This window comes from Pseudomonas sp. FW305-25, assembly GCF_017351415.1.
In the GTDB taxonomy this organism is placed as follows: Bacteria; Pseudomonadota; Gammaproteobacteria; order Pseudomonadales; family Pseudomonadaceae; genus Aquipseudomonas; species Aquipseudomonas chlororaphis.
In genome coordinates this window covers 46,261-72,572 of the sequence record NZ_JACNDE010000035.1, presented here as the reverse complement: position 1 = coordinate 72,572, position 26,312 = coordinate 46,261, and the positions used below count along the sequence as shown (strand labels likewise).

General features: G+C 66.8%; 27 protein-coding genes. 11 read left to right on the top strand and 16 right to left on the bottom strand.

The genetic code is table 11. From position 1 onward, the window contains the following. The first annotated feature begins 14 nt into the window (after positions 1–14). Positions 15–1,259 (top strand): M20/M25/M40 family metallo-hydrolase, encoded by a 1,245-nt coding sequence (locus J4E58_RS25570; protein WP_087088371.1) that lies wholly within the window; start codon positions 15–17, stop codon positions 1,257–1,259. 232 nt (positions 1,260–1,491) lie between these two features. Beyond that, positions 1,492–1,887, top strand: coding sequence for a carboxymuconolactone decarboxylase family protein (locus tag J4E58_RS25565; RefSeq protein ID WP_007932579.1), 396 nt, complete (start codon positions 1,492–1,494; stop codon positions 1,885–1,887). A gap of 24 nt (positions 1,888–1,911) precedes the next feature. Here J4E58_RS25565 and astA read toward each other — a convergent pair whose 3' ends face one another. The 8 genes from astA to J4E58_RS25525 all read right to left on the bottom strand — a co-directional run bounded on the left by astA (position 1,912) and on the right by J4E58_RS25525 (position 10,398). Next, a complete protein-coding gene (gene astA, locus J4E58_RS25560) occupies positions 1,912–2,976 on the bottom strand; it encodes an arginine N-succinyltransferase (protein WP_087088369.1) in 1,065 nt (354 codons plus the stop codon). 58 nt (positions 2,977–3,034) lie between these two features. Further along, on the bottom strand, positions 3,035–4,051 hold the full coding sequence (locus J4E58_RS25555) for an arginine N-succinyltransferase (RefSeq protein WP_087088367.1): 1,017 nt from the start codon (positions 4,049–4,051) through the stop codon (positions 3,035–3,037). Positions 4,052–4,243: 192 nt separating this feature from the next. Further along, positions 4,244–5,587: an APC family permease gene (locus tag J4E58_RS25550; RefSeq protein ID WP_007932582.1), complete on the bottom strand. Its 1,344-nt coding sequence runs from the start codon at positions 5,585–5,587 to the stop codon at positions 4,244–4,246. A 194-nt stretch (positions 5,588–5,781) separates the two neighbouring features. Continuing rightward, on the bottom strand, positions 5,782–6,534 hold the full coding sequence (locus J4E58_RS25545) for an N-formylglutamate amidohydrolase (RefSeq protein ID WP_007932583.1): 753 nt from the start codon (positions 6,532–6,534) through the stop codon (positions 5,782–5,784). Then, entirely contained in the window at positions 6,518–7,864 is a 1,347-nt protein-coding gene (locus J4E58_RS25540; protein WP_087088365.1) for a glutamine synthetase family protein, read from the bottom strand. The genes J4E58_RS25545 and J4E58_RS25540 overlap by 17 nt, the downstream gene beginning before the upstream one ends. Beyond that, positions 7,861–8,505 (bottom strand): isochorismatase family cysteine hydrolase, encoded by a 645-nt coding sequence (locus tag J4E58_RS25535; protein WP_007932585.1) that lies wholly within the window; start codon positions 8,503–8,505, stop codon positions 7,861–7,863. The genes J4E58_RS25540 and J4E58_RS25535 overlap by 4 nt, the downstream gene beginning before the upstream one ends. A 2-nt stretch (positions 8,506–8,507) precedes the next feature. After that, positions 8,508–9,362, bottom strand: coding sequence for a MurR/RpiR family transcriptional regulator (locus J4E58_RS25530; RefSeq protein WP_007932586.1), 855 nt, complete (start codon positions 9,360–9,362; stop codon positions 8,508–8,510). A gap of 169 nt (positions 9,363–9,531) precedes the next feature. After that, a complete protein-coding gene (locus tag J4E58_RS25525; RefSeq protein ID WP_087088363.1) occupies positions 9,532–10,398 on the bottom strand; it encodes a LysR family transcriptional regulator in 867 nt (288 codons plus the stop codon). Between the two features lie 94 nt (positions 10,399–10,492). Between J4E58_RS25525 and J4E58_RS25520 the strand changes: the two genes are divergently transcribed. The 6 genes from J4E58_RS25520 to J4E58_RS25495 all read left to right on the top strand — a co-directional run bounded on the left by J4E58_RS25520 (position 10,493) and on the right by J4E58_RS25495 (position 16,018). Continuing rightward, positions 10,493–11,056: a DUF4865 family protein gene (locus J4E58_RS25520; protein WP_087088361.1), complete on the top strand. Its 564-nt coding sequence runs from the start codon at positions 10,493–10,495 to the stop codon at positions 11,054–11,056. 94 nt (positions 11,057–11,150) lie between these two features. Then, entirely contained in the window at positions 11,151–11,714 is a 564-nt protein-coding gene (locus J4E58_RS25515; protein ID WP_087088359.1) for a histidine phosphatase family protein, read from the top strand. A gap of 180 nt (positions 11,715–11,894) precedes the next feature. Then, positions 11,895–12,659, top strand: a complete 765-nt coding sequence (gene cobF, locus J4E58_RS25510; RefSeq protein ID WP_087088357.1) for a precorrin-6A synthase (deacetylating) — start codon at positions 11,895–11,897, stop codon at positions 12,657–12,659. A 365-nt stretch (positions 12,660–13,024) separates the two neighbouring features. Beyond that, positions 13,025–13,804, top strand: coding sequence for an ABC transporter substrate-binding protein (locus tag J4E58_RS25505; protein ID WP_053260484.1), 780 nt, complete (start codon positions 13,025–13,027; stop codon positions 13,802–13,804). Between the two features lie 295 nt (positions 13,805–14,099). Next, positions 14,100–15,212, top strand: coding sequence for a succinylglutamate desuccinylase/aspartoacylase family protein (locus J4E58_RS25500; RefSeq protein ID WP_087088355.1), 1,113 nt, complete (start codon positions 14,100–14,102; stop codon positions 15,210–15,212). A gap of 89 nt (positions 15,213–15,301) precedes the next feature. Beyond that, entirely contained in the window at positions 15,302–16,018 is a 717-nt protein-coding gene (locus J4E58_RS25495) for an alpha/beta hydrolase (protein WP_087088352.1), read from the top strand. Positions 16,019–16,054: 36 nt separating this feature from the next. Here the strand turns inward: J4E58_RS25495 and J4E58_RS25490 are convergent, their stop codons facing one another. The 3 genes from J4E58_RS25490 to J4E58_RS25480 form a co-directional block, all read right to left on the bottom strand. Continuing rightward, positions 16,055–16,630 carry a hypothetical protein gene (locus J4E58_RS25490; RefSeq protein ID WP_053260487.1) on the bottom strand — a complete coding sequence of 192 codons (576 nt, stop codon included), beginning with the start codon at positions 16,628–16,630 and terminating at the stop codon, positions 16,055–16,057. 125 nt (positions 16,631–16,755) lie between these two features. Next, positions 16,756–17,685 carry a DMT family transporter gene (locus tag J4E58_RS25485; protein ID WP_087088350.1) on the bottom strand — a complete coding sequence of 310 codons (930 nt, stop codon included), beginning with the start codon at positions 17,683–17,685 and terminating at the stop codon, positions 16,756–16,758. A 60-nt stretch (positions 17,686–17,745) separates the two neighbouring features. Beyond that, a complete protein-coding gene (locus J4E58_RS25480; protein ID WP_087088348.1) occupies positions 17,746–18,522 on the bottom strand; it encodes an AraC family transcriptional regulator in 777 nt (258 codons plus the stop codon). Positions 18,523–18,776: 254 nt separating this feature from the next. Here J4E58_RS25480 and J4E58_RS25475 point away from each other — a divergent pair, with 254 nt between their 5' ends. Further along, positions 18,777–20,096: an Nramp family divalent metal transporter gene (locus tag J4E58_RS25475; protein ID WP_087088346.1), complete on the top strand. Its 1,320-nt coding sequence runs from the start codon at positions 18,777–18,779 to the stop codon at positions 20,094–20,096. A 121-nt stretch (positions 20,097–20,217) separates the two neighbouring features. Here the strand turns inward: J4E58_RS25475 and J4E58_RS25470 are convergent, their stop codons facing one another. Genes J4E58_RS25470 through glcD form a run of 4 tightly spaced genes read right to left on the bottom strand, consistent with a single transcriptional unit; the run spans position 20,218 to position 24,461 of the window. Further along, complete coding sequence (locus tag J4E58_RS25470) at positions 20,218–20,619, bottom strand: heme-binding protein (protein WP_087088344.1); 402 nt, start codon at positions 20,617–20,619, stop codon at positions 20,218–20,220. 12 nt (positions 20,620–20,631) lie between these two features. Next, entirely contained in the window at positions 20,632–21,882 is a 1,251-nt protein-coding gene (gene glcF, locus J4E58_RS25465) for a glycolate oxidase subunit GlcF (RefSeq protein ID WP_087088342.1), read from the bottom strand. Between the two features lie 15 nt (positions 21,883–21,897). Then, positions 21,898–22,962: a glycolate oxidase subunit GlcE gene (gene glcE / locus J4E58_RS25460; RefSeq protein WP_087088341.1), complete on the bottom strand. Its 1,065-nt coding sequence runs from the start codon at positions 22,960–22,962 to the stop codon at positions 21,898–21,900. Then, the gene (gene glcD / locus J4E58_RS25455) at positions 22,962–24,461 is read right to left on the bottom strand and encodes a glycolate oxidase subunit GlcD (protein WP_087088339.1); all 1,500 of its coding nucleotides are present in this window, start codon (positions 24,459–24,461) and stop codon (positions 22,962–22,964) included. Before glcD ends, glcE begins: the two co-directional genes overlap by 1 nt. A 234-nt stretch (positions 24,462–24,695) precedes the next feature. Between glcD and glcC the strand changes: the two genes are divergently transcribed. Further along, positions 24,696–25,460 (top strand): transcriptional regulator GlcC, encoded by a 765-nt coding sequence (gene glcC / locus J4E58_RS25450; protein WP_087088337.1) that lies wholly within the window; start codon positions 24,696–24,698, stop codon positions 25,458–25,460. A gap of 103 nt (positions 25,461–25,563) precedes the next feature. Beyond that, positions 25,564–25,734, top strand: a complete 171-nt coding sequence (locus J4E58_RS25445; protein WP_007930741.1) for a metallothionein — start codon at positions 25,564–25,566, stop codon at positions 25,732–25,734. 149 nt (positions 25,735–25,883) lie between these two features. Here the strand turns inward: J4E58_RS25445 and J4E58_RS25440 are convergent, their stop codons facing one another. Then, positions 25,884–26,111: a DUF6555 family protein gene (locus J4E58_RS25440; RefSeq protein ID WP_007930743.1), complete on the bottom strand. Its 228-nt coding sequence runs from the start codon at positions 26,109–26,111 to the stop codon at positions 25,884–25,886. Positions 26,112–26,312 lie beyond the last annotated feature (201 nt).

Here is a 26,312-nt window from a genome sequence, read left to right as displayed (position 1 = left end):
ACAAGGACCGATTCATGACGCAGACTTCCCCTCGCTCATTGCTGGCCGCCCGTATCGGCCTGACCCTCGCCCTTGGCCTGCTGGCCATCCACGCCAGCGCCGCCCCCCACCCACAAGTGCAGAACGATGCGCAGCAATACCAGGGCGACGCCCTGAAACTGTTGGAGCGCCTGGTGAATATCGACTCGGGCTCCGGCTACGAGGCGGGGCTGGACCAGGTGAGCGACATCGCCATCGCCGAGCTGAAGAAGCTTGGCGCCAGCATCGAAAAAGTCCCCAACGGCACGGCCGGCGGCAGCCATGTGCTGGCCACGCTCAAGGGCACCGGCAAGGCCAGGATCCTGCTGATGGCGCACATGGACACGGTGTTCAAGGAAGGCACCGCGGCCGAGCGGCCGTTCCGCATCCAGGATGGCCGCGCCTATGGCCCGGGAGTGATGGACGACAAGGGCGGCATCGTCGCCGGGATCTACGCGCTGAAGGTCCTGGATAACCTCAAGTTCAAGGACTACGCACAGATCACCTTCCTGCTCGATGCCAGCGAGGAAACCGGTTCCGAGATCGCCACCGAGCTGATCAAGAAAACCGCCAAGGCCCACGACGTGACCTTGAACCTGGAACCGGGGCGCCCGGCCGATGGCCTGGTGGTGTGGCGCAAGGGCAGCGCCACGGCGCTGGTGGAGGTCAAGGGCAAGGCCGCTCACGCCGGCGTCGCGCCGGAGCTGGGGCGCAACGCGGCGATGGAGGCGGCGCACCAGATCCTGCAACTGGGCAAGCTGGGGGACGAAGAGAAGAAAACCACCATCAACTTCACCGTGCTCAAGGCCGGCGACCGGACCAATGTGATTCCCGACCAGGCCACCGCCAAGGCGGATGTGCGGGCGGCGGTGCCGGAGGAGTTCGACCGCATCGAGAAGGATCTGGCGCGGGTCTCGGCCAACAAGCTGATCGCCGACACCGAAGTCAAGACCACCTTGCAGCGCGGCTTGCCGCCGATGCCACAGACCGAGAAGTCCGATGCGCTGGTGGCCATGGCCCAGGGCATCTACGGCGAGCTGGGGCGCAAGCTGACCATCGAGGGCAGCGGCGGGGCGGCGGACTCCAGCCTCTCGGCCGGCGTCGGCACGCCGACCCTGGATGGCTTCGGCATCGTCGGTGGCAATATCCACACCCCCGAGGAGTACGCCGAAGTCGAGAGCGTGGCGCCACGGATCTATCTGCTGGCGCGGATGATCATGGAGCTGTCGGCCAAGCGTTGATTGCAGGAACAGACGCACTGCATTTTCTGCATGGCCGGACCCTGTAGCCGCTGCCGAGCCCGCGAGGCTGCGATCGACTGCGCAGCAGGCGCAAGGATCTCGAGACCGCTGGAGGACCTGCGGTCCTATCGCAGCCTCGCAGGCTCGGCAGCGGCTACAAGGGAATGGCTGCAGGCGCCCCCGATCCCTCTGCCTATACTCGAAAGCCTCGTCCCCCACAGCGGAGCCTTCAATGAGCAGCCACCTCACCGAATACGTCGACGCCAGCCCGGAAGTGCGGGCGGTGTTCGACGACATCATGCGCACCCGCCGGGTCGACCAGGTGAACAACTTCTGGAAATGCCTGGCGGCCCATCCGCCGACCTTGCGTCGTACCTGGGACAGTCTCAAGGAGATCATGGCGCCGGGGGCGCTCGATCCGCTGACCAAGGAGCTGATCTACGTCGCGGTGAGCGTCACCAACAACTGTCCGTATTGCATCGCTTCGCACACCGCCGCGGCGCGCAAGGCGGGGATGACGGAGGCGATGTTCGGTGAGTTGCAGGCGGTGGTCGGCATGGCTAACGAAACCAATCGCCTGGCCAACGGCTACCGGGTGCCGCTGGATGACGGATTCAAGCTCGAATGAGTCCGATGCGGCCCGTGGCGCCGCTCAGGCATCGGCCAGCGCCGTCCTTGGGCTTTCGGCCGCGGCCGCCTTGGCCTGGGTGGCCAGCAGCGGCACGGCGCGCACCAGGTCGCCCGGCTGCACTTGCAGGCGCTTGGCGCTGAGGCGATCCACCAGCAGGCAGCCGGACACCAGGCGAGCGCGGGCGCGGGTGACGCGGCAGCTTTCCAGCCGGCGGTTGTGGATCAGCCAGGTCGGCGCGTCGTCGTCCGGGGTGCCGACCAGCAGTGGCAACACCTGGCTTTCGCGTACCGCGCGGACTTTGCTCAGCTCGGCCTCGATCACCGGCCCGCCGTCGAAGATGTCGATATGGCCCTGATGGGCAAAACCTTCGTGGCGCAGGATGGCCAGCGCCGCCTCGGCGTTTTCGTGGGCCTGGCCGATCGCGGCCTGGGCCGGTTCGCTGAGCAGGCAGGTGTACAGCGGCTGGCGCGGCAGCAGTTCGGCGATAAAGGGTTTGTGGCCGAGGCTGGACAGGTGGTCGGCCTGGACGAAATCCATCTGCAGAAAGTGCCGGCCCAGGCTGTTCCAGAATGGCGAGCAGCCGTTCTCGTCGCCCTTGCCGCGCAGCTCGGCGATCAGCTTGTCGCCGAACAGGTGCGGGAACTCGGCGACGAACAACAGGCGCGCCAGGGACAGCAGGCGGCCGTTGGTGTCACGGCGCTGGTCGGGGCGCAGGAACAGCGAGCAGAGTTCCGATTGGCCGGTCATCTCGTTGTTCAGGAACAGGGTCGGGATCTGCCGCCGGATGCCCAGGTGCGGCGCCGAATTGACGGTCATGCCGACCCGGTAGCTGTACCAGGGTTCGCGCAGGCCCACCGCGCCGGTCAGGGCGCTGATGCCGATCACTTGCTGGTCGTCGTCCTCGAGCACGAACAGGTAGTCGGCGTCGGCCCGTTCCACCTGCTCGGCAAAGGTCCGCTGGGCCCAGCGAATCCGGTGGGTCAGGCGCTCCTGGTTGGCCGGCAGGCTGGTCAGCCCCAGGCCTGCGCGCCGGGCCAGGGCCATCAACGCGGGCAGGTCGGTCACGCGTACCGGGCGAACGATCATGATGCAGCTCCTTCTGCGCGCCTGTTCAGGCGGCGAATGCAAACGTGTCCGGGGTTCTTCATAGGGCGACCAGCCGTACCGGGTCGCCGGTTTGCAGGTGCAGGGCCTGGAAGGTTTGCGGGTCAAGGTTGACCAGGTCGCCGGGGGCTTCGTCCAGGTGCACCAGGGCCGCCCGGTATTGCCCCAGCCGCTCGTTGCTCGCCAGCCAGGCCCGGCCGTTGCCGCTCTGCGGGCCCGGGCAGGCGTTGGCGATCAGGCTCTGGCGAATGGAGCGAACGCCGTTGTGGCGGGCGTACAGCGTCGGGCCGCCGTCGAACAGGTCGACATAGTGGTTGGCTTCGAACCCCTCGCGCAGCAGGATCTCGTAGGCCTCGCGACCCTGCGGGTGGACCTGGCCGATGCAGTCCTGGGCCGCCTTGGGCAGCATCGGGATGTAGATCGGGTACTGCGGCATCAGGTCGGCGAGGAAGCTGCGGCTTTGCAGGCCGCACAGGCGTTCGGCCTCGACATAGGGCAGGTCGAAGAAGTGCTTGCCCAGGGCATCCCAGAACGGCGAATGGCCGTCGTCGCTGCTGTAGCCGACGATCTCGGTGATGCTGGTGTCGGCGAAACGCGCGCCATGGGCGGCGATGAACAGCAGGCGGGCCCTGGAGAGCAACTCCGCCATCGGCGTGCCCACCAGGTCCGGGTCGATATGAAAGCCGCGCAGCAGGCTGTGGTTGCTCAGGTCCTGGCACAGCGACAGGGTCGGCACGCCGTGCTGCACGTTCAGCTCCCGCGAGCTGCTGACGAAGGGCCGGTTGCGCAGGCTGTAGAAGGGCGCGCAAAACCCGGCCATGGCGAGGATTTCCGAACAGCCGCGCAACTGGCCGCTGGCCGGGTCGTGCAGGACAAAAAAATAGTTCTCCGGCCCCGGAGCCTGCACGTTGGCGGCGAAGGAGGCGCAGGAGTCGAGAATCTTGTCCAAAAGGTGTTGTCGATCGTCCGGCAGGGACGTCACCCCCACCAGGCTTTCACGGGCCAGCCGTTGCAACTCCGGCAAATCGTCTGGCGCAACTGGGCGTAAGACCAGCATGGATGCACTCCTGTATCAAAATGATCGACGCCTGGTCGCGAAACCCGGGGCGCCGAACCTGACAATCACTGTCGGTTTCCACGCATTACTGCCACTGCCCGCATGGGCGGGCGGTGGCACGCAGGCACCTGTCGGCGCCCACTCGGATTCGCCGGAGCACCTTCATGGTGCCGCGGCGGCCGGGGGTGTTGATTAAAGTGGATCGGCCAGCGCCGTATTGGCGCCCAGCTTGTTGAGGAAAAACAGGTAGACCAGGCCGATGGCGATCCAGATGCAACCGAGTTTCTGCGCATCGACCCCCATGTTGTACATGATCGCGCAGACAATTAGAAAGCCGATCACCGGACAAATCAGATGCCGCAGTACCTGGGCCGACTGGTTGCGACGCCAGTAGTGATTGATCACGGTCAGGTGCAACAGCATGAAACCGCTGAGAGCGCCGAAGTTCACCAGGGAGGTGAGGGTGTCCACCGAGTTGATGAACAGGTAGCAGATCAGCAGCGACAGCACGGCCACCAGGTAGATGCTGACGTGTGGCGTGTTGTGCTTGGGATGGACCTTGGCCAGGATTTTCGGCAGCTTGCCGTCGCGGGCCATGCCGAACAGCAGGCGCGACACGGCCGCTTGCGAGGTGATGGCCACCGCCACGCCCCAGGCCAGCGCGGTGGCCACTGCGGTCAGGGTCGCCAGCCAGCTGCCGCCGGCGATTTCGGCGATCTCGTAGAAGGCGGTGTCGGCCGACTTGAAGCCCATGCCGGCGGCCAGGTCGGTGGCGATCCAGGTCTGCACCACGAAGATCGCGCCCATCACCAGCAGGGTGATCAGCGCGGCGCGGCCGACGCTCTTGCCCGGCTCGCTCTTGATCTCTTCGGCCAGGGTGGAAATGGCATCGAAACCGAGGAACGACAGCACGGCGATCGACACGCCCTGCATCAGCATGCCGAAGTGGAAATTCTCCGGGTGGTACAGCGGCGCCAGGGTCAGCTGGCCGTTACCGGCGCCACCATGCAGGGCGTTCCAGGCGTAGAACAGGAAGATCCCCAGCACCACCAGTTGCGCCAGGAGGAACACGATGTTCATCCGTGCGGTGAAGGTGATGCCGCGCAGGTTGACGAAGGTGGCGCTGACCAGGAACGCGAGGATGAAGCCGACCTTGGGAATGTCCGGGTACAGGTGGTTCAGCGCCATGGCCGCGTAGACGTACAGCAACGGCGGAATCAGCAGGTAGTCGAGCAGCATCAGCCAGCCGGCGATGAAGCCGACATGGGGGTTGAGCCCGCGCTGGGCATAGGAATAGACCGAGCCGGCGATGGGAAAGGCGCGGGCCATGCTGCCGTAGCTGAGGGCGGTGAAGAGCATCGCCAGCATGCCGATGATGTAGGCCAGCGGCACCATGCCCGGTGCTTCCTGGTTTACATAGCCGTAGACCCCGAACGGGGCGATGGGGATCATGAAAATCATCCCGTAGACCACCAGGTCGCGCAGCGTCAGGCCGCGCTTGAGTTCCTGTTTGTAGCCGAATTCTTCAATCTCCATGAAGAGGTTCTCCTTGTCAGCCAAAGGGGGGGCGGGAGCCTGTCGCTGAGGTCGAAGGACGACCTGCAGAGGCAAGCAATGTATTTGAACCTGGCAGGTTTAAAGACACGCCACGGCGGTTTTTTATAGTTGTTGTACCGGTACAGCAAACAGCTTTTTTACAACGACAGCTCCATCCTGATGTACAGCTTTTTCTACAACAGCGGTGCCAGATAATCCGTCCAGCACTGTATGGCCTGCGGGGTGCGCAGCAGGTCGTTGCGCACTTCGATCAATACCGAATCCAGCCCGCGGGCATCGCCGTGGGCCGGCACGGTCATGTCGCCCAGGGCGTCGATCTTGTACGGCTCGTTGCCGGCGATCTTCACGTCGTGGACCGACATGCCTTCCAGCAGGCGCCGGGCGTAACCCTCGGCGCGATCGAACAGCACGCCCATCTCCAGCGTGCGGCGCTGGCCGTAGTACAGCGGGGTAAAACTGTGGATGCCCACCACCCGCACCGGCCGGCCCGCGGCCAGGCGTGCGTCGATCAGCCCGCTCAGGCGCGCATGAAAGGGCCTGAACAGCTGCTTGCGGCGGTACTCGCGGGTGGCTTCGTCGAGGTGCTGGTTGCCCGGGATCTGGTAGATCTCGCTCTGCAACGGAATGCTGTCGTGGGCCTGGCACGGGCGGTTGAGGTCGATCAGCAGCCGCGAATAATTGGCCGTCAGCAGGGTGGCGCCGAGGGTCTGCGACAGGCTTTGCGCCAGCTCCAGGGCGCCGGGGTCCCAGGCGATGTGCTCACGCGCCGCTTCCGGGTCCAGGCCGAGGTCGTTGAGCGCCGCCGGGATATAACGGCTGGCGTGTTCGCAGACGAGGATCAGCGGGTGCGCGGAATCTTCCCGCAGCAGCCGGTAGGCCGGTTGGGTGTACAGCCCCAGTTCAGCGGTTTCAGTACAGGTGTGCATAGTGCTCACAGAGTTGGGCAGGGGTCAGGTGCTCGGTCAGTTCTACTTCCTTGTGTTTGACGGCGAAATAGGTGTCCAGCAGCGGGGCTGGCAGTGCTTGCAGCAGTTCCGGACAGTTGCGCAGGCAGTCCAGCGCCTGCGGCAACGAAGCCGGAAGGGCGACGATGCCGCGGTCCTGGCGCTGCTGCGCGCTCAGTTCGTCCGGTACTTCGTCGGTCACGGCGCGCAGTGGCAACTTCTGTTCGATGCCCAGGCGCCCGGCGATCAGCACCGCGGCCATGGCCAGGTGCGGCGAGGCGGTGGCGTCCAGCGCGCGAAATTCCAGGTTGTACTGCGGCGCCACCGGCTTGCCGCCGAGGCTCACGGTGGGGCAGATGCGCAGCGAGGCTTCGCGGTTGCGCTGGCCCAGGCAGGCGTAGGAGGCGCTCCAGTGATGGGGCTGCAAGCGGGCGTAGGAAATCGGTGTCGGCGCGGTAAAGGCGCAGAGCGCCGGCAGGTACTTGAGCACCCCGGCGGCCCAGAATTGGCCGAGGGACGACAGGCTGTTGGCCCGTCCTTCCTCATACAGCACCGGCGCGCCGTCCAGGTCCTGCAGGCTCAGGTGCAGGTGCACGCCATTGCACACCGCGTGCTCCGCGGTCTTGGGCGCGAAGCTCAGGCCATGGCCGAGTTGCCGGGCGATCTCGCGGGTGATCTCGCGCACGTTCACCGCGCGGTCGGCGGCGGCCACGCCCTGGGTCGGGCGGCAGGTGATTTCGTACTGGTGCTTGCCGTATTCGGGCAGGAACATTTCCGGCTCGACGCCCGCGGCGCGCAAGGCGCTGAGCAGCCAGCCGCCGAAGTCCGCGCCCTGGCGCTGGGCCTGCAGGGAGAAGGCCAGGCGCTCCGGTTGCGCGGTGGCGCTGTGCAGGTTGAATTCGTGCTCGAAGGCGGCGGTGACCTGCAGCCCCAGCTCGCTGGCGTAGCGCTGCACCTCGTTGCGCAGCAGGGTGCGCGGGCAGGCGGCCCAGGGCTGGCCGTCGGTCTCGCAGATGTCGGCGTGGATGAAGTCCAGCGGCGAGGCGCTGGCGTCCGGGCCGTTGCCGACCTGGACTCGGCTGGCCAGGTCGGGGATCAGCCGCAGGTCGCCACGGGCGCCCCAGGGGTTGGGTTCGGCAATGATGTCCTGCGGGGTCAGCGCGCTGTTGGCCGGTACCCAGCCGCAGCCGGCGCTGGTGTAGCTGTCCAGTTCGTCGCTGGGGAACGAGCGGCCACGGCTGACGCCAATCAGGTCGGTGGTGAGCAGGGTGGTCATGGCCACCGGCCGCAACGGCTCGCTGTTCCGGCTCATGCCTGCATCTCCCGCAGGCGGCCGAGCACGGTCTGGGTGTCGGTGATCCAGCAGTAGCCCTTGATCGCGTTCAGGCAGGCCTGGTGCCGGGCGTCGGTGTAGGTGGCGCAGGCGTCTTCCACCAGGGTCACCAGGTAACCGCGGTCGGCGGCGTCGCGCACCGCCATGTCGACGCACTGGTCGGTGACGATGCCGGCGACGATCAGGTGACGGGTCTGCAGGTTGCGCAGCACGTAGTCGATGTTGGTCGAGTTGAAGACCCCGGAGGAGGTCTTGGGCAGGACGATTTCGTTCTCCCGCGCCGCGAGCGGATCGATGATCGCCGCCTGCGGGCTGCCCTTGGGCAGGTGCATGTCCGACAGCTTGTGGTCCAGCGAACGGTCGCGGCCATCGGCGGTTAGGCTTTCGATAATGGTGTGCAGCACGTTCTGCCGGGCGCCGCGCATGGCCGCCAGCAGCTTCTGCTGGTTGGGAATCACCTGCTCGCGGGTGCGCTTGAGGAAGTACTCGGCGTCCGGCACCTGCAAATGCGGATCCAGCTGCGGCTCGAGCCAGGCCCGTTGCATGTCCACCAGCAGCAGGGCGGTGCGATCGAGGGTGAATGGCAGGTCGCGGGGCGATTGGTGGGGAAGGCAGACCATCCTTATTTGTCCTCCAGCAGGTGAGTGGCGAATTCGTTGCGCAGGGCGTCGATGCCCTCCAGGCGTCGGTCCAGGTCGGTGCTGCGCAGGGTCAGGCTGGCGACCAGCGCCTCGACCTGGGCCAGCGCCGGCACCAGGGTGTCGAAGGCCGAGGCCGACTCCACCGGGGCACTGATGATCAGGTCCGCCAGCTCCCGCAGGGGCGAGGCATAGATGTCGGTGAACAGCACCACCCGCGCGTGCCGCGCCTTGGCCGCGCTGGCCACGCGCAGGGCCTGGCTCTGGTAGCGGCGGTAGTCGAACAGCAGGACGATGTCCTGGCGCTGCACGTCATACAGGCGGTCGGGCAGTTGCGCGTTATCGTCCAGGGCCACGCAGCCGGGGCGCATCAGGCGCAGGTGATTGAGCAGGTAGCTGGCGAGAAAGTTGCTGAAGCGCCCGCCGTAGCAGTACAGCGCGTGTCGGCTGTCCAGCAGCCAGTCGACCAGGATGCGCACGTCTTCGGGCTGGGTCAGGGCCTGGGTCTGTTCCAGGCTGCGCAGGCTGCCTTGCAGGTAATGGCTCCAGGCATCGTCCCGGGGCACCTGGGCCCGCGGTTGCAACAGGGTGCTGGGCGAGCGCAGGCGAGCGTCCATGTCGCTGAGCAGCGCTTCCTGGAACTGCGCATAACCGCCGAAACCGAGTTTTTTCACCAGCCGCACGATGGTCGGGTCGCTGACGCCGGCGTGTTCGGCCAGCCGCGACATGGGCCCCAGGCCGTTGCGCGGGTAATGGTCGAGCAGGGCACGGATGACCTTGCGCTCCGAAGGCGTGAGGTCGAGGGCCGGGTCGGTGATCTGGTCTCTGAGAGACGGCATAAAAACGCCTTCGCAAGTGGATGTCGTTTTTGTTTCACTGAAAGTGAAAACAGTATTTATGTAATTTACGCTACATGTCCAGTGAAAAATAAAGGCGCCCTGAAATGCGCCAAAAGGGGGCGTGAAAGCCCGGGTTTATTGGGTGTTCGAGGTTTTTTGGGGCGCGCCGTCAGCGCGGCAGGGTGCCGCGAAAGGCGGCACTGAGGGCGCGCAGGGTTTCCTCGGAGCGGGCGTCGGTGGGCCGCGCAAGCAAGATGATTTCACTGACCGGCAGCACCGGCAGCCCGAGGCGTTCGCCGACTTCCACCGCGCCGGCCGGCGCCACCCGATGGGCCAGCGCCGCGACCCCGAGCCCGGCGCTGACTGCGGCGCACACGGCCATCACGCCGCCGCCGATAAAGACTTCGGTCCAGGCAATGCCAGCGTCGTCCAGCACCTGCACGGCGACATGCCGCACGCCACAGGGCGCGGCCATGGTCGCCAGCCGCAGCGGGGTGCCCGGAGCCTGCTGCCAGGCCGGCGCGGCGAACCAGCCGAAGCGCTCGGCCACCAGCACTTCGCCGTCCTGGCGCGCGCCTTCGTTGCGCACGATGACCGCGTCCAGTTCCTCGCGGTCGAAGGCCGCCGTCAGGTCCCGGGAGGAGGCGATGCGCACCTCGATGATCAGTAGCGGATCGTAGGCGGCGATGCGGCTCAGCAGGTGCGGCAGTTCCGCGCCGGCCACGTGGTCGCTGATGCCGATGATCAGCCGTCGCGCCGGCGCCGCCTGCATGTCGCCCAGGGCCCGCTCATGGGCGCGCAGCAGGTCGCGGGCGGCCTGCATGAACTGCTCGCCGACCGGCGTCAGGCGCACATGCCGGGGCGTGCGCTCCAGCAGGCGATAGCCGAGGCGTTCCTCCAGGCGCTTGAGCTTGAGGCTGATGGCGGCCTGGGAGGTGTCCAGCGCCTGGGCGGCGCGGGTGAAACTGCCGAAGTCGGCGATCAGCACGAAGGCGTGCACGGTGTCGATGTCCAGCGGCTTGACGGGTTCGCTCATATCGAATGCTTATCGTAGATATATGTGCAGATATCTTGTTGTAATGGCTGGCCCTGAGCAAGCTGGCCACACCCTCAAGCACAGGAGCACCGCCATGTTGGCCAAACAGTATTCACACCGCTTGCCCGCCGATTACGACATGGGCGTGATCCGCCACCGCGCCGCAGATCGCGGGCCCTTGTGGGACGAGGTCGACGGGTTGCTGTTCAAGGTCTTCGCCGGGCAGGAGCGGGGCGTGCACGGCGCGCGGCATAACCTGTACGCCTCGATCTACCTCTGGGCCGACCCGGCGGGCGCCGCCCGGTTTCTCATGGGCAGCGGTTTCGACAGCGTGATCGACTCCTTCGGCCGCCCGCACATCGAGTCCTGGTTGCCCCTGGACTGGCGTCGCGGGCGCGCCAACCAGGCACGGACGCTCTATCGCGAGGCGCTGGCGATCGATCCGCTGGCGGACCGGGCCAGGTTGCTGGCCGAGCAGGTCGAACACAACCAGCGGCTGGCCGATGACCCGGACACCTTCGCCGTGTTCGTCGCCCTCGACCTGCAGGCCTGGGAGCTGGTGCGCTTCACCCTGTCGGCCAGCGCGCCCGACAGCGCGCGCGGCGCCGAACGCTACGAGGTGCTGTACCTGGCCCGGCCGGGGATCGCCAGCGCCTAGGTTCGGCTGCGACAAGTTGGGAATCCCTCGGCGGCCCATGATACAAACGCAGCCACATTGCCCACTGCGTCCATTCAACGTCGAGAGATTCCCCGTGCCGGCCACCCGCTTGACCCTGATCTGCCATGCCCGGACCGTCGCCCAGAAGCTGGCGCGTTTCCCGCTGGACGAACCGCTGGAGATGGACTGGCAGGCGCTGGCGGGTTCGCGGGCCGGCGCGTTCAAGGGGGCGCCGCGGCTGCTCAGCGGGCCGGAGCAACGGACGCGGCAGACCGCCGCCCTGTATGGCGCCAGCGTGGAGGCGGTGGCGGCGTTGCGCGACTGTGACATGGGCCGCTGGCAGGGCCTGTCCATTGACTCTCTGCAGCGCGAGCAGCCCGAGGCCGTGCAAGCCTGGCTGGCCGACAGCCAGTTGGCGCCCCATGGCGGCGAGTCGGTGGCGCAGCTGTGCGAGCGGGTCGCGGCGTGGCTGGCGTCGCTGTGCGAGCAGCCCGGGCATGTGCTGGCGGTGACCCATCCGCTGGTCATCCGCGCGGCGTTGGTGCACGTCATGCAGTGCCCGCTGGCCAGTTTCAATGCCATCGATGTCGAGCCGCTGGCCCAGGTCGAACTGCGCTTCAACGGGCGCTGGCGCTTGCGCCTGGATCAGCGCGATTAGCGGGCTTGGCTCGGCGTGGCCTGGGGATTTTTTTCGCGAGCAAGCTCGCTCCTACAGGGGTGGCGCAAATCATTGTAGGAGCGAGCTTGCTCGCGATAGGCCGCCCGGCGGCCGCTTTGTGACGCGCCGCGACAACCCGGCCATACTCCATTTCCGATTCGCCATCGAGACCTGCCCCACGTGAAAACCCTCCTGATCATCGGCATTGGCGCCGGCAACCCCGACTACATCACCCTGCAGGCGGTCAAGGCGCTCAATCGCAGCGATGTGTTCTTCCTGATGGACAAGGGCCAGAGCAAGGATGCGCTGATCGACCTGCGCCGGGAAATCTGCGAGCGCTACATCGAGCGGCCCGGCTACCGTTTTGTCGAAGCGCAAAGCCCGGAGCGACTGCGCGGCGCCGAGGTGGATTACCAGGCCAGCGTCGCCGAGCTGAACCGCGACAAGCAGCACACCTTCGAGCGGCTGATCGACGAGGAACTGGCGGACGGCGAAACCGGGGCTTTCCTGGCCTGGGGCGATCCGGCGCTGTACGACAGCACCATCCGCATCCTGCAGGCGATCCTGGCCAGCGGCCGCTGTGCGTTCGAGTTCGAGGTGATCCCCGGCATCACCAGCGTCCAGGCCTTGGCGGCGCAGCATAAGGTGCCGTTGAACCGCATCGGCCGCTCGGTGGAGATCACCACCGGCCGGCGACTGGCGGCGGGGCAGGTGAGCGATGCCGACAGCCTGGTGGTGATGCTCGACGCCGAGGACTCCTATCGCCAGGTGGCGGACCAGGACCTGGAGATCTACTGGGGCGCCTACCTCGGTACGCCGGAGGAAATCCTGATTGCCGGCCGGCTCAAGGAAGTCGCGGGGCAGATCCAGCAAGTGCGCAAGGCGGCGCGGCAGGCCAATGGCTGGATCATGGACACCTACCTGCTGCGCAAGCCGGAGGATTGAGGAGGGCTGAGCCGGCCCTTTCGCGGGCAAGTCGGATCGCCGCCCGCTCGCTCCTACGGAAGCAGCCCTTCAGTCACGCCAACGAAACAGGCTTCTGTAGGCGCGAGGCTGGCCCGCGATGACGTTCTCCCGCTCGGCCCATCACTCGGCGACCACCTTCTCCCCACGCCCGAACCGTTCGCGATACGCCGACGGCGGCAGCAGGGCGGCTTGCCCGACGCCTGAATGCAGGTGTGGATTTTATATAAGTATTTGTCGCATAAACACAATTTGCCTCCCGGGCGCCGCTCTAGACTGCTGGCCACTTCGATTTCCCCCAATCGAACCTTTCTGCCAATAAAAGCCTCCGTCTACGGGAGTTATAAATGAAGAAGCTTGTACTGTTCGGTGCCCTGGCACTGTCCATGCTGTCCCTGAGCGCCGTGGCTGACGATGCCAAGCCGATCCGCATCGGTATCGAAGCCGGCTACCCGCCATTCTCGATGAAAACCCCCGACGGCAAGCTCACCGGTTTCGACGTGGATATCGGCGACGCGCTGTGCGAGCAGATGAACGTCAAATGCACCTGGGTCGAACAGGAATTCGACGGCCTGATCCCGGCGCTGAAAGTGCGCAAGATCGACGCCATCCTGTCGTCCATGACCATCACCGACGACCGCAAGAAGAACGTCGACTTCACCATCAAGTACTACCACACCCCGGCCCGCTTCGTGATGAAGGAAGGCACCGAGGTCAAGGACCCGCTGACCGAACTCAAGGGCAAGAAAGTCGGGGTGCTGCGCGCCAGTACCCATGACCGTTTCGCCACCGAGGTGCTGGTGCCGGCCGGGATCAACCTGGTGCGTTACGGCTCCCAGCAGGAAGCCAACCTGGACATGGTGTCCGGTCGCATCGACGCGCTGCTGGCCGACTCGGTCAACCTCGACGACGGCTTCCTGAAAACCGACGCCGGCAAGGGCTTCGCCTTCGTCGGTCCCGAGTACAACGATCCGAAGTACTTCGGTGGCGGCGCCGGCATTGCCGTGCGCAAGGGCGATACCGCCCTGGCCGAGAAATTCAACACCGCCATTACTGAGATCCGCGCCAACGGCAAGTACAAGGCCGTGCAGGACAAGTACTTCAAGTTCGACGTCTACGGCGAGTAATTCGCCGGGCTGAAAAAGGCGGCTACCGTTTACCGGGGCCGCCTTTTTCATGAGTGCTATTTACCCCGTGCGATGGGGCACTCCTGTAGCCGCTGCCGAGCCCGCGAGGCTGCGATCGACCCCGCAGGGCGCGCAGGGACCTTGAGATCGCTGAAGGCCTTCGGCCTTATCGCAGCCTGCGGCAGCGGCTACAGAAGCCCGCGCCACCCGACATCGGACGACGACCTTTTCACGGCCGCGCAAATGCCTCAGGCTACGGCCCCCGCCGAACTCCATTTTTCTTCCGGAGCCCTTCATGCAACGCATCGACCATTCCTTGCCCTGGAGCCACCTGGGCACCCAGCGCCAGCTCAGCGTGTTCCGTTTTGGCGGCGGCAGCCGCAAGGTCTATATCCAGGCCAGCCTGCACGCCGACGAATTGCCGGGCATGCGCACCGCCTGGGAACTGAAAAAACGCCTGAGCGAACTGGAAGCCCAGGGGCAACTCAAGGGCGTGATCGAGCTGGTGCCGGTGGCCAACCCCATCGGCCTCGACCAGCACCTGCAAAGCAGCCACCTGGGACGTTTCGAAAGCGGCAGCGGGAAGAACTTCAACCGCGCCTTCGTCGAACTCAGTGGCCCGGTGGGCGACCTGATCGGTGACCGCCTGGGCAGCGATGCGGCGGCCAACGTCGCCTTGATCCGCCAGACCATGGGCGACGTCCTCGACCGCCTGCCAGCCCCGACCTCGCAACTCCAGGCCCTGCAACGCCTGCTGCTGCGCCATGCCTGCGACGCCGACATCACCCTCGACCTGCACTGCGATTTCGAAGCGGCGATCCATCTGTACGCGTTGCCCCAGCACTGGCCGCAGTGGCAGCCCCTGGCCGCGCGGCTGAAGGCTGGGGTGGCGCTGCTCTGCGAAGACTCCGGCGGCAGCTCGTTCGACGAATCCTGCTCCACGCCCTGGCTGCGCCTGGCCCGCGATTTCCCGCGGGCGGCGATTCCCCCGGCCAACCTCGCCACCACCCTGGAGCTGGGCAGCATGGGCGACACCCGGGTCGAACAGGCCCAGGCCAACTGTGAAGCGATCCTCGGTTTTCTCGCCGAGCAGGGGTTTATCGACGGCCAATGGCCGGCGACCCCGGACGCCTGCTGCGAGGGCATGCCGTTCGAAGGCACCCAATACCTGTTCGCCCCGCACCATGGGGTGGTCAGCTTCCTGCGCGAGGCTGGCGAATGGGTGGAGCGGGGTGATGCGATCTTCGAGGTGGTCGACCCGCTGAACGACATCGTCAGCGTGGTGCGCGCCGCCACCAGCGGCGTGCTGTTCGCCCTGGACCGCAGCCGCTACACCGAGCCGGGCATCTGGCAGGCCAAGGTCGCCGGCCGCGAGCCGATCCGTAGCGGCAAGCTGACCAACGATTGAGACGTGCGCCGGCCTGATGATGGCCGAGCGTTTCCCCTGCTTGCAGGCCAGGCCACACCGCCAGGCCTGCCCACCCGGAAGGACGTCCCATGTTCAAGTTCCTGGCCCTGTTGCTGCTAAGTGTTTGCGCCACTGCCCAGGCGCAGACGGTGCTGCACGACGACCTGCCGCTGCGCTATCTGGAACAGGCTCCGGCCGATTCCCGCGACCGGCCTTTGGTGATTTTTCTCCACGGCTACGGCAGCAATGAAGAGGACCTGTTCGGCCTCAAGGATGGGTTGCCGGCGGATTACACCTACCTCTCGGTACGGGCGCCGCAGACCGTGGAAGAGGGCAGTTACCAGTGGTTTCACAAGCAGGGCGAAGGCGCTTACGACGGGGTGACCGCCGAGCTGGCCGACAGTGCCAAGCTGATCGACGAGTTCGTGCGGCAGGCGCTCGCCAAGTACCACACCCGCGCCGACCGGGTGTTCCTGGTGGGCTTCAGCCAGGGCGCGATCATGGCCTACGAGCTGGGCCTGCGCCATCCCCAGGCGGTCCGCGGGATTGCCGCCCTGAGCGGGAAGATCCTGCCGGTGCTGCGCTCGCAGCTCAAGAGCGGCGTGGGCCTGGAGCGGCTGGCGATCTTCATCGCCCATGGCACCGCGGACATGCGCCTGCCTTACAGCGACGGCTCCGAGGTCGACAGCCTGTTGCGCGGCCTGGGCCTGGCTCCGCAATTCCATGCCTACCCGGGCATCGGCCATACCATCAGCGACACCGAGCTCCAGGACCTGAACCGCTGGTTGCTCAGCCTCAACCCTTGAAGCCGTGAACCCGCCGCGGCCGCTGTGCCGCTGCGCTTACTTGCCGACGATCTGGCTGACCAGCTTGTCGTGATTGGCCTTGTCGCCGATCCGCGAAATCACCTGCACCACCGCCATGCGGTTGCCCGAGCCGGCCAGCAGGGTGGAGCTCTGGGTCATGCCGCCGCCCTGGGTCGCGGTGCTGTCGATCTGGCGCAGGCCGAGGCCGCCGCGGGTCATGCTTTTTTCGCTCTGCTTGCTGAAATCCGGCAGGGCTGCCGCCTGTTGCGAGAGGAAGCCCGACACCGCGCTGTCGAGGAACTGTGCGTCGTTGTCCTTGGCCTGCACCGCATCGGGGATCAGGTTCTGCGCGGCGATGACCACGGTCTTGGTGCTGGCGTTGGTGTACATAGTGCCGGTGGCGCCGGCGGTGCCGCTGGCTTCGTCGCCGGCCGGCAGCGGGTTGGCGATGAAACCCTTGGGCAGGCTGAACTTGAACTTGCCGCCAAGCATCGAGACGGTCTCGACCTTGGCCTTGTTGTTCGTCGGCTGGGCCGCGGACACCTCCAGGGCGCTGAAGCCGGCCAGCGCCGCCAGGACCAGGACCGCGGCGTGTTTACCGAACAGGGACATGCAGATTCTCCAGAGTGAGCGCGTTGGGGCGCGCATCTTCCCATGGCTGTCGCGGGGCACTCCAGCGGGATATGCGGTGGCGCGGAATTTCGGATAAAAGGGCGCGGGAGCGGCCTTCGCTGCGCTTATCGGTGTGACAGTTTTTGCTCATCGCCCTGGGCAGAACGGGCCCCCGACGTCGCCAGCACCGCCCCGGCGATAATCAGCAACGCCGGCACCAGCAGCCACACACTGGCCGGGCTTTGCCCGATGATGATCAGCAGCAGGGTGGAGATCAACGGCGCCAGGTACGACAGCGCGCCGAGCGTGGCCAGGTTGCCGTGTTTGGTGGCGTGGTCCCAGGCGAAGAAGGCCAGGCCGACCGGGCCCAGCCCCAGGCCGATGATCGCCAGCCATTGCTTGAGGTCCGGTTGCACCGGGCTTTCGAACATCAGGTGGCAGAGCGCCCCGGCCAGCGCCACCAGCCCGCAGATGCCGCCGATCAGGCTGCTGGGCACGCTGCTGAAACGGCGGTTGAGCACCGAGTAGCCGGACCACACCAGGGCGCAGCCGAATGCCGCCAGGTAACCCGCCACCGGCATCGCGCCGACCTGGCTGGAAGCGCGTTGCTGCATGATGAACGCGGTGCCGGCCAGCCCCAGCAAGGCACCGGTCAGTTGTCGGCCGCGCAGCGGTTCGCCGCCGGCCCTGGCCGCCAGTAACACGATCAGCAACGGCCAGAGGTAGGCGATCAGGCTGGCCTCGGCGGCCGGCGCGGCTTTCAGGGCGAAGAAATACAGCGCGTGGTAGGCAAAGATCCCGCCGAACCCCAGGGCCCAGACCGGCCAGGGCTGGCGCCAGCCACGAAAACCGGCGCGCCCCCGCAAGCCGAGCAATACCAGGCTGGCGCCGCAGGCCACGGCAAAGCTCAGGGCCAGCAACTGGAAGGGGGGAATGCCGGCGGTGAGGGTGGTCAGCAGCGCCAGGCATGACCAGAGGAACACCGCGATCACGCCGATGGCGGTGGCGGCGCCGCTGCGGGAGGGGGCGAGGCTGGTTGAGTGGATGGCGGTCATAGGCACACCGAGGCAAGGGCGGTGTGGCCAGCATAGAAGCCGCCGCGACGGCGGTATTGATCAGGCCTGCCGAACTCTTGTCGCAGCCTGCGCCTGGGCGTCGCGAGCGGCCTTGCGCAGGGCGGCCGGGGTCTGGTTGCGCGCCTTCTTCAAGGCGTGGGTCAGGGCACTCTGATCGGCGTAGCCGACCCGCTGGGCGATCTCGCTGATGGGCAGCAGGGTACGGCCGAGCAGGTCGATGGCGCGGTCCAGGCGCAGGGTCGAAATGTAGGCGAAAGGCGTGCTGTGCATGTCCCGCTCGAACAGCAGGTACAGGCTGCGCTCGCTGACCCCCGCGGCCTGGGCGATGGCGCGGGCGCTCAGCGGGCTGCCCAGGTGCTGCTCGATGTAGGTCAGGGCCCGCACCAGCGTCTGGCGTTGCGGCGCGCTCGGCGTCGGGCGGGCCAGGCAGGCCAGCAGCAGGGCGCTCCAGGCGCTGGCGACCGGGCTGGAGGAGCTGAGCAACGCGCCGCTGTGGCTGGCATAGCCGAGCAGGTGGCGGATCTGCGGGTCGATGGCGAAGAAGCGGCTATCGGCCAGAGGCGCCTCGTTGCCGGAGCTATCCAGGTCGAGCACCAGAAAGGTGTTACGGCGCTCGGCCAGGAAGCTATGCCGGGCTCCCGGCGCAATCACCACGCCCTGGCTGGCATCGACCTTGCCGCCACGGCCGTCCACCTCGATTTCCATCGCCCCCGACTGCGGCAGCACGATTTGCGGAAAATCGTGATGGTGCAGCTCGACCTGCCCGGAATACGAACGCATCGCCAGGGCGACAGTGGGTTGGGCTGGAGTGTTCATGGCGCGGCTCCGCGGATGGCTGCCCCGCATCATGCCTGAAAACACTGGCGCTGTAGGAGCGTCCGGTCGGTGTAGGGTGGTTTGGGAAAAGGGGGCGGCTCATCTGTGGTGGTGACTGATATGCCGCTATCGCGAGCCAGCTTCGCTCCTACAGAGGCAGGCTGCAAAAGGCCGGGGCAGGGCGCTATCAAGGCTTGGGCCGGTTCGCTGAAACGTCTAAGCTGGGCCACCGTTCCAGCCTTCCGGATGCCCGCGTGAAATTCACTCTCCCCAAAGTCGGTACCGCACCCTTTTGCCCGCCGGAAGTCGCCGGCACCATCGTCGTCGATCCCAGCGCGCCGCTGTTCAAGCGCATCCTGCGCTTCGCCGGCCCCGGCCTGCTGATTTCCATCGGCTACATGGACCCCGGCAACTGGGCCACCGCCATCGAGGCCGGCTCGCGCTATGGCTACAACCTGCTGTTCGTGGTGCTGCTGGCGAGCCTTGCGGGCATGGCGGTGCAATGCCTGTGTTCGCGCCTGGGCATCGCCACCGGGCGCGACCTGGCGCAGCTTTGCCGGCAGCGCTACAGCACCCGCACGGCGCGCACCCAGTGGCTGCTGGCGGAGGTGTCGATCATCGCCACCGACCTGGCCGAGGTCCTGGGGTGCGCCCTGGCGTTCCACCTGTTGCTCGGGGTCTCGCTGACCACCGGGATTGTCATCACCGCCTTCGACACCCTGTTGATTCTCGCCCTGCAGAACCGCGGCTTCCGCCGCCTGGAGGCGATCATGCTGGTGCTGGTGGGCACCATCGGCCTGTGCTTTTTCGTCGAGTTGCTGTTGATCAAGCCCTACTGGCCGGACGTGGCGCGGGGCTTCACGCCGTCGCTGGCGGCAATCAGCGAAGCCGCGCCGCTGTACCTGGCGATCGGTATCCTCGGCGCCACCGTGATGCCGCATAACCTGTACCTGCACACTTCCATCGTGCAGACCCGCCTGGTGGGCCGGGACGAGGCCAGCCGGCGGGATGCGATCAAGCTGGCGCGCATCGACACCATCGGCTCCCTGGCCTTGGCGCTGCTGGTCAACGCAGCGATCCTGATCCTCGCCGCCGCGGCCTTCCACGGCACCGGGCACACCGAGGTGGTGGAGTTGCAGGACGCCTATCACCTGCTCGACCCGCTGGTGGGCGGGGCGCTGGCCAGCGTGCTGTTTGGCGTGGCCTTGCTGGCCTCGGGGCAGAGCTCGACCTTCACCGGCACCATCGCCGGCCAGGTGATCATGGAGGGCTACCTGAACCTGCGCCTGCCGTGCTGGCAGCGGCGCCTGATCACCCGCGGCCTGGCGCTGGTGCCGGCCTTCGTCGGCGTGTGGCTGATGGGCGACGGCGCGGTCGGCCAGTTGCTGGTGCTGAGCCAGGTGGTGCTCAGCCTGCAACTGCCGTTCGCCCTGTACCCGTTGATCCGCATGACCAGCGACCCGCAGTTGATGGGCGTGTTCGTCAACCGCTGGCCGACCCGCGTCCTTGCCTGGAGCCTGTTCGCCGTTATCAGCGGGGCCAACGCCTGGCTGATCGCGCAGTTGGTGATGTGAGGCAGGCGTCGGGGCGGCGGATTTTCCGGCCCTATCGCGAGCAAGCTCGCTCCTACATGGACGGCGCAGAACCCTGTAGGAGCGAGCTTGCTCGCGATGGACCGCGCAGCGGTCCAGATTTTCAATCCAGTGCCCGAGCGGCGAACCGCGCCACCTGGGCATCCTCCCTGGACTTGACCCCGGACACCCCGACCGCGCCGATCACCTGGCCGTCGAACACCACCGGCACGCCGCCTTCCAGCGAAGTCAGCAGCGGCGCCGAGAGAAACGCCGTGCGCCCGCCGTTGACCATTTCTTCATAGCCCTTGGACTCGCGTCGGCCGAGGGCCGCGGTGCGGGCTTTTTCCACGGCGATGTAGGCGCTGACCGGCGCGCAGCCGTCCAGGCGTTCGAGGGCCAGCGGATGGCCGCCGTCGTCGACGATGGCGATGCTCACCGCCCACTGGTTGCGCTCGGCCTCGTCCCGCGCGGCGATCAGGATGCGCTGGACTTCGCGCTGACCCAGTACGGCTTTGCTGTGCATGGCGTGCTCCTTTCAGGGCGTAGCTGATTGATGGGAAGTATTCAGGGGTGGCAGGGCGGCCTCGACCAGTTCGATCCAGTGCCGCACCGGGGTACGCCCAGCACCGTCGAGGTGGGTCTGGCAGCCGATATTGGCGGTGGCTATGACTTCGGGCCGGCCGCTTTCCAGGGCATTGAGCTTGTTGTCGCGCAGTTGCCGCGCCAGCTCGGGCTGGGTCAGCGAATAGGTGCCCGCCGAACCGCAGCACAGGTGGCCGTCGGGCACCTCGGTGAGCTCGAAGCCCAGGCGCTTGAGCACGGCCTCCACCGCGCCGTCGAGTTTCTGCGCGTGCTGCAGACTGCACGGGCAGTGGAAGGCCAGGCGCTGGTCGCTGTGGGCGTGCAACTGTTCCAGCGGTTCGTCGCGCAGCACTTCCACCAGGTCCCTGGCCAGGGCGCTGACCCGCTCGGCGCGGGCGGCATAACGCGGGTCGTGGGCCAACAGGTGGCCGTAATCCTTGATAAAGGCGCCGCAGCCGCTGGCGGTCTGCACCAGGGCTTCGGCACCGTTTTCCAGGTGCGGCCACCAGGCGTCGATATTGCGCCGCGCCCGCTCCAGGCCGGCCTCCTGGGCGTCCAGGTGGTAATCCACGGCGCCACAGCAGCCGGCCTCGCTCACGGCTTGCACGGCAATGCCCAGGCGGTCGAGGACCCGCGCCGTCGCCGCATTGGTGTTGGGCGACAGGCTCGCCTGCACGCAGCCTTCCAGCAGCAAGACACGCCGCACGTGAGCCGTGGCCGGACGCGCCTTGGCCGGCTGCACCTGGCGCGGCAGCTTGCCTTGCACGGCCTCGGGCAGCCACGGACGCAAGGTGGCGCCGGTGCCGAGCAGCGCCTTGAACAGCGCCGGGTTCGGCGCCAGGGCGCGCAGGCCCTGGCGCAGCAGGCGCTGGCCGAGGGGCCGGGGCACGGCGGCATCGACCACGGCGCGGCCGATGTCCAGCAGGTTGTGGTAATCCACCCCGGACGGGCAGGTGGTTTCGCAGTTGCGGCACGACAGGCAGCGGTCCAGGTGCAGCTGGGTCTTGGCCGTGGCCTCGTGGCCTTCCAGCACCTGCTTGATCAGGTAGATGCGCCCCCGCGGTCCGTCCAGCTCATCGCCCAGCAACTGATAGGTGGGGCAGGTGGCGTTGCAGAAACCGCAGTGCACACAGGTGCGCAGGATGCTCTCGGCCTCCGCGGCGCGGGGCAGCTGGCGCGCCTGTTCGCTCAGGGTGGTTTGCATGCTCGGGGTCTGCGTTCAGAGCTCGGCGTAGAGCCGGCCGGGGTTGAAGATCCCTTGCGGGTCCAGTTGCGCCTTGAGCTGGCGGTGGTAGCGCAGCAGCACTGCCGGCAGTGGCTGGAACGGGCTGTCCACCAGGCCGTGGCTGTAGCAGGTGGCATGGCCGCCGATGCGCTCCACCAGGCTGCGGATGCGCTCCGCGGGCGCCGCGGATTTCAACCAGCGCTGGGCGCCGGCCCAATCTATTAACTGCTGGCCGGGCAGCTCCAGGGGCCCCGTATTGTTGGGCAGCGACAGGCGCCACAGCGGCAGGCCTTCGTCGAAGAATGCCAGCCGTTGTTCGTTGAGGTTGGCCCAGTAATCGGCCGCCAACGGCTCGCCACCCAGGCGGTCGCGGGCCGCGGCCACCGAGCCTTCGCCGCCCTCCAGGCGCAGGTGCAGGCGCTGGCCGTCATGGCTGGCGGCGCTGATGGGCAGCGGTTGCTGGCCCCAGTCGGCGAGGCGGGCCAGGGCCTTGGCGCTGTCTATTTCCAGGCTCAGGCTGAGGCACTGGGGCGGTTTGGGCAGGACCTTGAGCGACACCTCGGTGAGCACCCCCAGGCAACCGTAGCTGCCCACCAGCAAGCGCGAGAAGTCGTAGCCGGCGACGTTTTTCATCACCTCGCCGCCAAAGCGCAGGAGCTTGCCGGTGCCGGTGATCACCCGGCTGCCGAGGACGAAGTCGCGCACCGAGCCAGCCCAGGGTCGCCGCGGGCCGGACAAGCCGGTGGCGACCATGCCGCCGACCGTGGCGCCGTCGCCGAAGGCCGGCGGTTCGCAGGCCAGCATTTGCCCGGCGGCGTCCAGCGTGGCCAGCAGTTCCGCAAGCGGCGTGCCGGCGCGGACGGTCACCACCAGCTCGGTCGGGTCGTAGCTGACGATGCCGCGATGGGCGCGGGTGTCGAGCACTTCTCCAGCACTCATCCGCCCGAGAAAGGCCTTGCTGTTGCCGCCCTGGATCAGCAGCGGGGTATTGCCGGCCAGCGCCTGCCCGACCTGTTCCAGCAGTTCGCCGCTGGCGTCGTTATTCGCGAGTGCCGTCATCAGAAACGCTCCAGCTCGGGGAAGGGCAATTGCCCGGCGTGCACATGCATGGCGCCGAATTCGGCGCAGCGGTGCAGGGTCGGGATGTTCTTGCCGGGGTTGAGCAGGCCACCGGGGTCGAAGGCCGCCTTGACCGCGTGGAACAGGCTCAGCTCGTCGCTGTTGAACTGGGCGCACATCTGGTTGATTTTCTCCCGGCCGACCCCGTGTTCGCCGGTGATGCTGCCACCGACCGCCACGCACAGTTCGAGGATCCTGCCGCCCAGGGCTTCGGCGCGGTCCAGTTCGCCGGGCTGGTTGGCGTCGAACAGGATCAGCGGGTGCATGTTGCCGTCGCCGGCATGGAACACATTGGCCACCCGCAGCTGGTATTCGGCGGCCAGCGCGGCGATGGCCTTGAGCACCCCCGGCAGTGCGCGGCGCGGAATGGTGCCGTCCATGCAGTAGTAGTCCGGCGACAGCCGACCCACCGCCGGGAAGGCGTTCTTGCGCCCGGCCCAGAAACGCACCCGTTCGGCTTCGTCGCGGGCCTGGCGGACCTCGGTGGCGCCGGCCCGTTCGAGCACCGCGCGGACCCGGTCGCAGTCGTCGTGGACATCGGCTTCGACACCGTCTAGCTCGCACAGCAGGATGGCCTCGGCGTCCACCGGGTAACCGGCGTGAATGAAGTCCTCGGCGGCGCGGAGCGCCAGGTTGTCCATCATTTCCAGGCCGCCGGGGATGATGCCGGCGGCGATGATATCGGCCACCGCGCGGCCGGCTTTTTCCACCGAGTCGAAGGCCGCCAGCAGCACCTTGGCCAGTTGCGGCTTGGGCAGCAGCTTGACCGTGACTTCGGTGATGATCCCGAGCAGGCCTTCGGAGCCGGTGAACAGCGCCAGCAGGTCGAAACCCGGCGCGTCCAGGGCGTCGCTGCCCAGGGTCAGGCGTTCGCCTTCGACGCTGAGGATCTCCACCTTGAGCAGGTTGTGCACGGTCAGGCCGTATTTCAGGCAGTGCACGCCGCCGGCGTTTTCCGCGACGTTGCCGCCGATCGAGCAGGCGATCTGCGAGGACGGGTCGGGGGCGTAGTACAGGCCGAACGGCGCGGCGGCCTGGGAGATCGCCAGGTTGCGCACCCCGGGCTGGACCCGCGCGGTGCGGGCGGCGGGGTCGATATGCAGGATCTGGTTGAAGCGCGCCATCACCAGCAGCACGCCTTGTTCCAGGGGCAGGGCGCCACCGGAGAGGCCGGTGCCGGCCCCCCGGGCGACCACCGGCACGCGCCGTTCATGGCAGATCCGCAGCAGCTCCTGCACCTGCTCGATACGCCGCGGCAGGGCCACCAGCATCGGCGTGGTGCGATAGGCCGAGAGGCCGTCGCATTCGTAGGGCTTGAGGTCTTCCGTCTGGTGCAGCAGGTCGAGGTCGGGCAGGCGCTGGCGCAGCGCTTGGAGCAATGCCGCTTTATCGACGCTGGGCAGCGCGCCGTCGACGCGTTCGTCGTAGAGGATATTCATGGGTGGCTAACGACCCTGAGTTGTTTTTATTAGGCGGCCGGCAGGGGCAGGCCGCTCAGTTGCATCATTGGCCCGGCTGGCCTTACTGTCCACGGGGCAGAATGCTGGTCGAACCAGTTTGTTTTGTCGTCGACGCCGGGTTTTTTATAAAAAGCCAGGCATATCAGCAGGATGGCCTGAGGATCCGTTTGATCGGGTTTTGTCTTCACAGCTGGTCATACCAGTGGAGGGCGCATGCATAGGAGCGATTCGACCCGGCCCCAGGTGGCGGATGTGGTGTGTGAACGCATCGAACGCCTGATCGTCGACGGCGTACTCAAGACCGGCCAACTGCTGCCCTCGGAGCGGCGCCTCACGGAAAAACTCGGGGTGTCGCGCACGGCTTTGCGCGAGGGCCTGAAGCTGCTGCGGGCGCGGGGCATCATCGAAACCGAACAGGGCAAGGGCTCGTTTGTCGCCCAACTGTCGGGGCAGGGTACGACCTCGGCGCTGATGCACCTGTTCAGCTCCCAGCCGCGCACCCTCTACGACCTGTTCGAAGTGCGCAGCCTGCTGGAAGGCGAGTCGGCGCGGCTGGCGGCGTTGCGCGGCACCGAGGCCGATTTCGTGCTGATCGGCCGTGCTTACCAGGCGCTGCTGGACGCCCACGACCAGGCCCTTGATGCCTCGGCCCACGCGCACCTGGATCACGCTTTCCACCTGGCGATCTGCGAGGCCTCGCACAACCCGGTACTGGTGCAGACCCTGCGCTCGCTGACCGACCTGCTGCTCAATTCGGTGTTCGCCTCGGTCAACAACCTCTACCACCGCCAGGCGCAGAAGCGCCAGATCGACCGCCAGCACGCGCGGCTCTACAACGCCGTCACCGGACGCCTGCCGGAGCAGGCGCGCAAGGCCGCCATCGCGCATATCCAGGGCCTCTGCGACAACCTGCGGGAGATCGAAAACGAGGAGCAGCGCCTGGTGCGCGCGACCTTGCGCCTGGAAGGCTGGAACTGAAGCCGCCGCGACCAGGGGCCAATGGCGGCGATGGGCAGTTACTACACTGCTAGAGACGCGGCAACATCCGCGTCGTCGACGACCACCACAAAGGAGTCACCTTATGTCCAATGAGACTTGTGCCTGTCCGGGCTGCACCTGCAAGGTCGGCGCCCATGCCATCGTGCGTCACGGCAAGCACTACTGCTGCCAGGCCTGCGCCAGCCACCACGCCAACGGCGAACCCTGCGCCTCCACCGAAGGCTGCGATTGCGCCAAGGGCGCGCATCACTGACGTGCTGCAACAGTGGCGGGGCGAAAAAAACAGTGGAGCCTGTCGTGGCTCCACTTTCAATTGCGCAGGTGCAGGTACCGGTTTCGCTGGCAAGGCGGCTGGCCGGCGGCTTTGGCAGCGCACGCCGCAAGGCATCGACCTCGCTTGGCTCAGGTCGACGGTCGCCAGGTGACGTTCTCGATACCGAATTTTTCCGCCAGGGGCTTGCTGGTCTTTTTCACCCGTTCCAGGCCAAAGCGGCCGATGCGGCCGACACCGGCGTCGCAGCTTGCCCAGTGCCACGCCTCGGCGTTGTCCATCTTCTCCGAGCGGATGATGAAGGACTTGGGGGTGCCGTGCAGGGTGTATTCGATGACGAAAAGTTTTGCGTTGTTCATAAAGCTATCAATCCTCCCTGTGATGGTTTAGTGACCCGCGCGGGCAGGGAAAAATTCACTCGGATTGTCGAGCAAGGGTATCAGCGGTCGGGCAAGCATTCGAACGGCTTATTGCCTGTCGCTGCGGCGCCCGTTCGGATGTTTTCTCGCGGTTTTCCAGGCGGATCGGCGGGGTTACCATGGGCTCCCCTTGCTTGACGA

Coding starts and splice junctions, on each gene's coding strand:
- J4E58_RS25570 (WP_087088371.1), top strand. CDS start 15: ATGACGCAGACTTCCCCTCGCTCATTGCTGGCCGCCCGTATCGGCCTG.
- J4E58_RS25565 (WP_007932579.1), top strand. CDS start 1,492: ATGAGCAGCCACCTCACCGAATACGTCGACGCCAGCCCGGAAGTGCGG.
- astA (WP_087088369.1), bottom strand. CDS start 2,976: ATGATCGTTCGCCCGGTACGCGTGACCGACCTGCCCGCGTTGATGGCC.
- J4E58_RS25555 (WP_087088367.1), bottom strand. CDS start 4,051: ATGCTGGTCTTACGCCCAGTTGCGCCAGACGATTTGCCGGAGTTGCAA.
- J4E58_RS25550 (WP_007932582.1), bottom strand. CDS start 5,587: ATGGAGATTGAAGAATTCGGCTACAAACAGGAACTCAAGCGCGGCCTG.
- J4E58_RS25545 (WP_007932583.1), bottom strand. CDS start 6,534: ATGCACACCTGTACTGAAACCGCTGAACTGGGGCTGTACACCCAACCG.
- J4E58_RS25540 (WP_087088365.1), bottom strand. CDS start 7,864: ATGAGCCGGAACAGCGAGCCGTTGCGGCCGGTGGCCATGACCACCCTG.
- J4E58_RS25535 (WP_007932585.1), bottom strand. CDS start 8,505: ATGGTCTGCCTTCCCCACCAATCGCCCCGCGACCTGCCATTCACCCTC.
- J4E58_RS25530 (WP_007932586.1), bottom strand. CDS start 9,362: ATGCCGTCTCTCAGAGACCAGATCACCGACCCGGCCCTCGACCTCACG.
- J4E58_RS25525 (WP_087088363.1), bottom strand. CDS start 10,398: ATGAGCGAACCCGTCAAGCCGCTGGACATCGACACCGTGCACGCCTTC.
- J4E58_RS25520 (WP_087088361.1), top strand. CDS start 10,493: ATGTTGGCCAAACAGTATTCACACCGCTTGCCCGCCGATTACGACATG.
- J4E58_RS25505 (WP_053260484.1), top strand. CDS start 13,025: ATGAAGAAGCTTGTACTGTTCGGTGCCCTGGCACTGTCCATGCTGTCC.
- J4E58_RS25500 (WP_087088355.1), top strand. CDS start 14,100: ATGCAACGCATCGACCATTCCTTGCCCTGGAGCCACCTGGGCACCCAG.
- J4E58_RS25495 (WP_087088352.1), top strand. CDS start 15,302: ATGTTCAAGTTCCTGGCCCTGTTGCTGCTAAGTGTTTGCGCCACTGCC.
- J4E58_RS25490 (WP_053260487.1), bottom strand. CDS start 16,630: ATGTCCCTGTTCGGTAAACACGCCGCGGTCCTGGTCCTGGCGGCGCTG.
- J4E58_RS25485 (WP_087088350.1), bottom strand. CDS start 17,685: ATGACCGCCATCCACTCAACCAGCCTCGCCCCCTCCCGCAGCGGCGCC.
- J4E58_RS25480 (WP_087088348.1), bottom strand. CDS start 18,522: ATGAACACTCCAGCCCAACCCACTGTCGCCCTGGCGATGCGTTCGTAT.
- J4E58_RS25470 (WP_087088344.1), bottom strand. CDS start 20,619: ATGCACAGCAAAGCCGTACTGGGTCAGCGCGAAGTCCAGCGCATCCTG.
- glcF (WP_087088342.1), bottom strand. CDS start 21,882: ATGCAAACCACCCTGAGCGAACAGGCGCGCCAGCTGCCCCGCGCCGCG.
- glcE (WP_087088341.1), bottom strand. CDS start 22,962: ATGACGGCACTCGCGAATAACGACGCCAGCGGCGAACTGCTGGAACAG.
- glcD (WP_087088339.1), bottom strand. CDS start 24,461: ATGAATATCCTCTACGACGAACGCGTCGACGGCGCGCTGCCCAGCGTC.
- glcC (WP_087088337.1), top strand. CDS start 24,696: ATGCATAGGAGCGATTCGACCCGGCCCCAGGTGGCGGATGTGGTGTGT.
- J4E58_RS25445 (WP_007930741.1), top strand. CDS start 25,564: ATGTCCAATGAGACTTGTGCCTGTCCGGGCTGCACCTGCAAGGTCGGC.
- J4E58_RS25440 (WP_007930743.1), bottom strand. CDS start 26,111: ATGAACAACGCAAAACTTTTCGTCATCGAATACACCCTGCACGGCACC.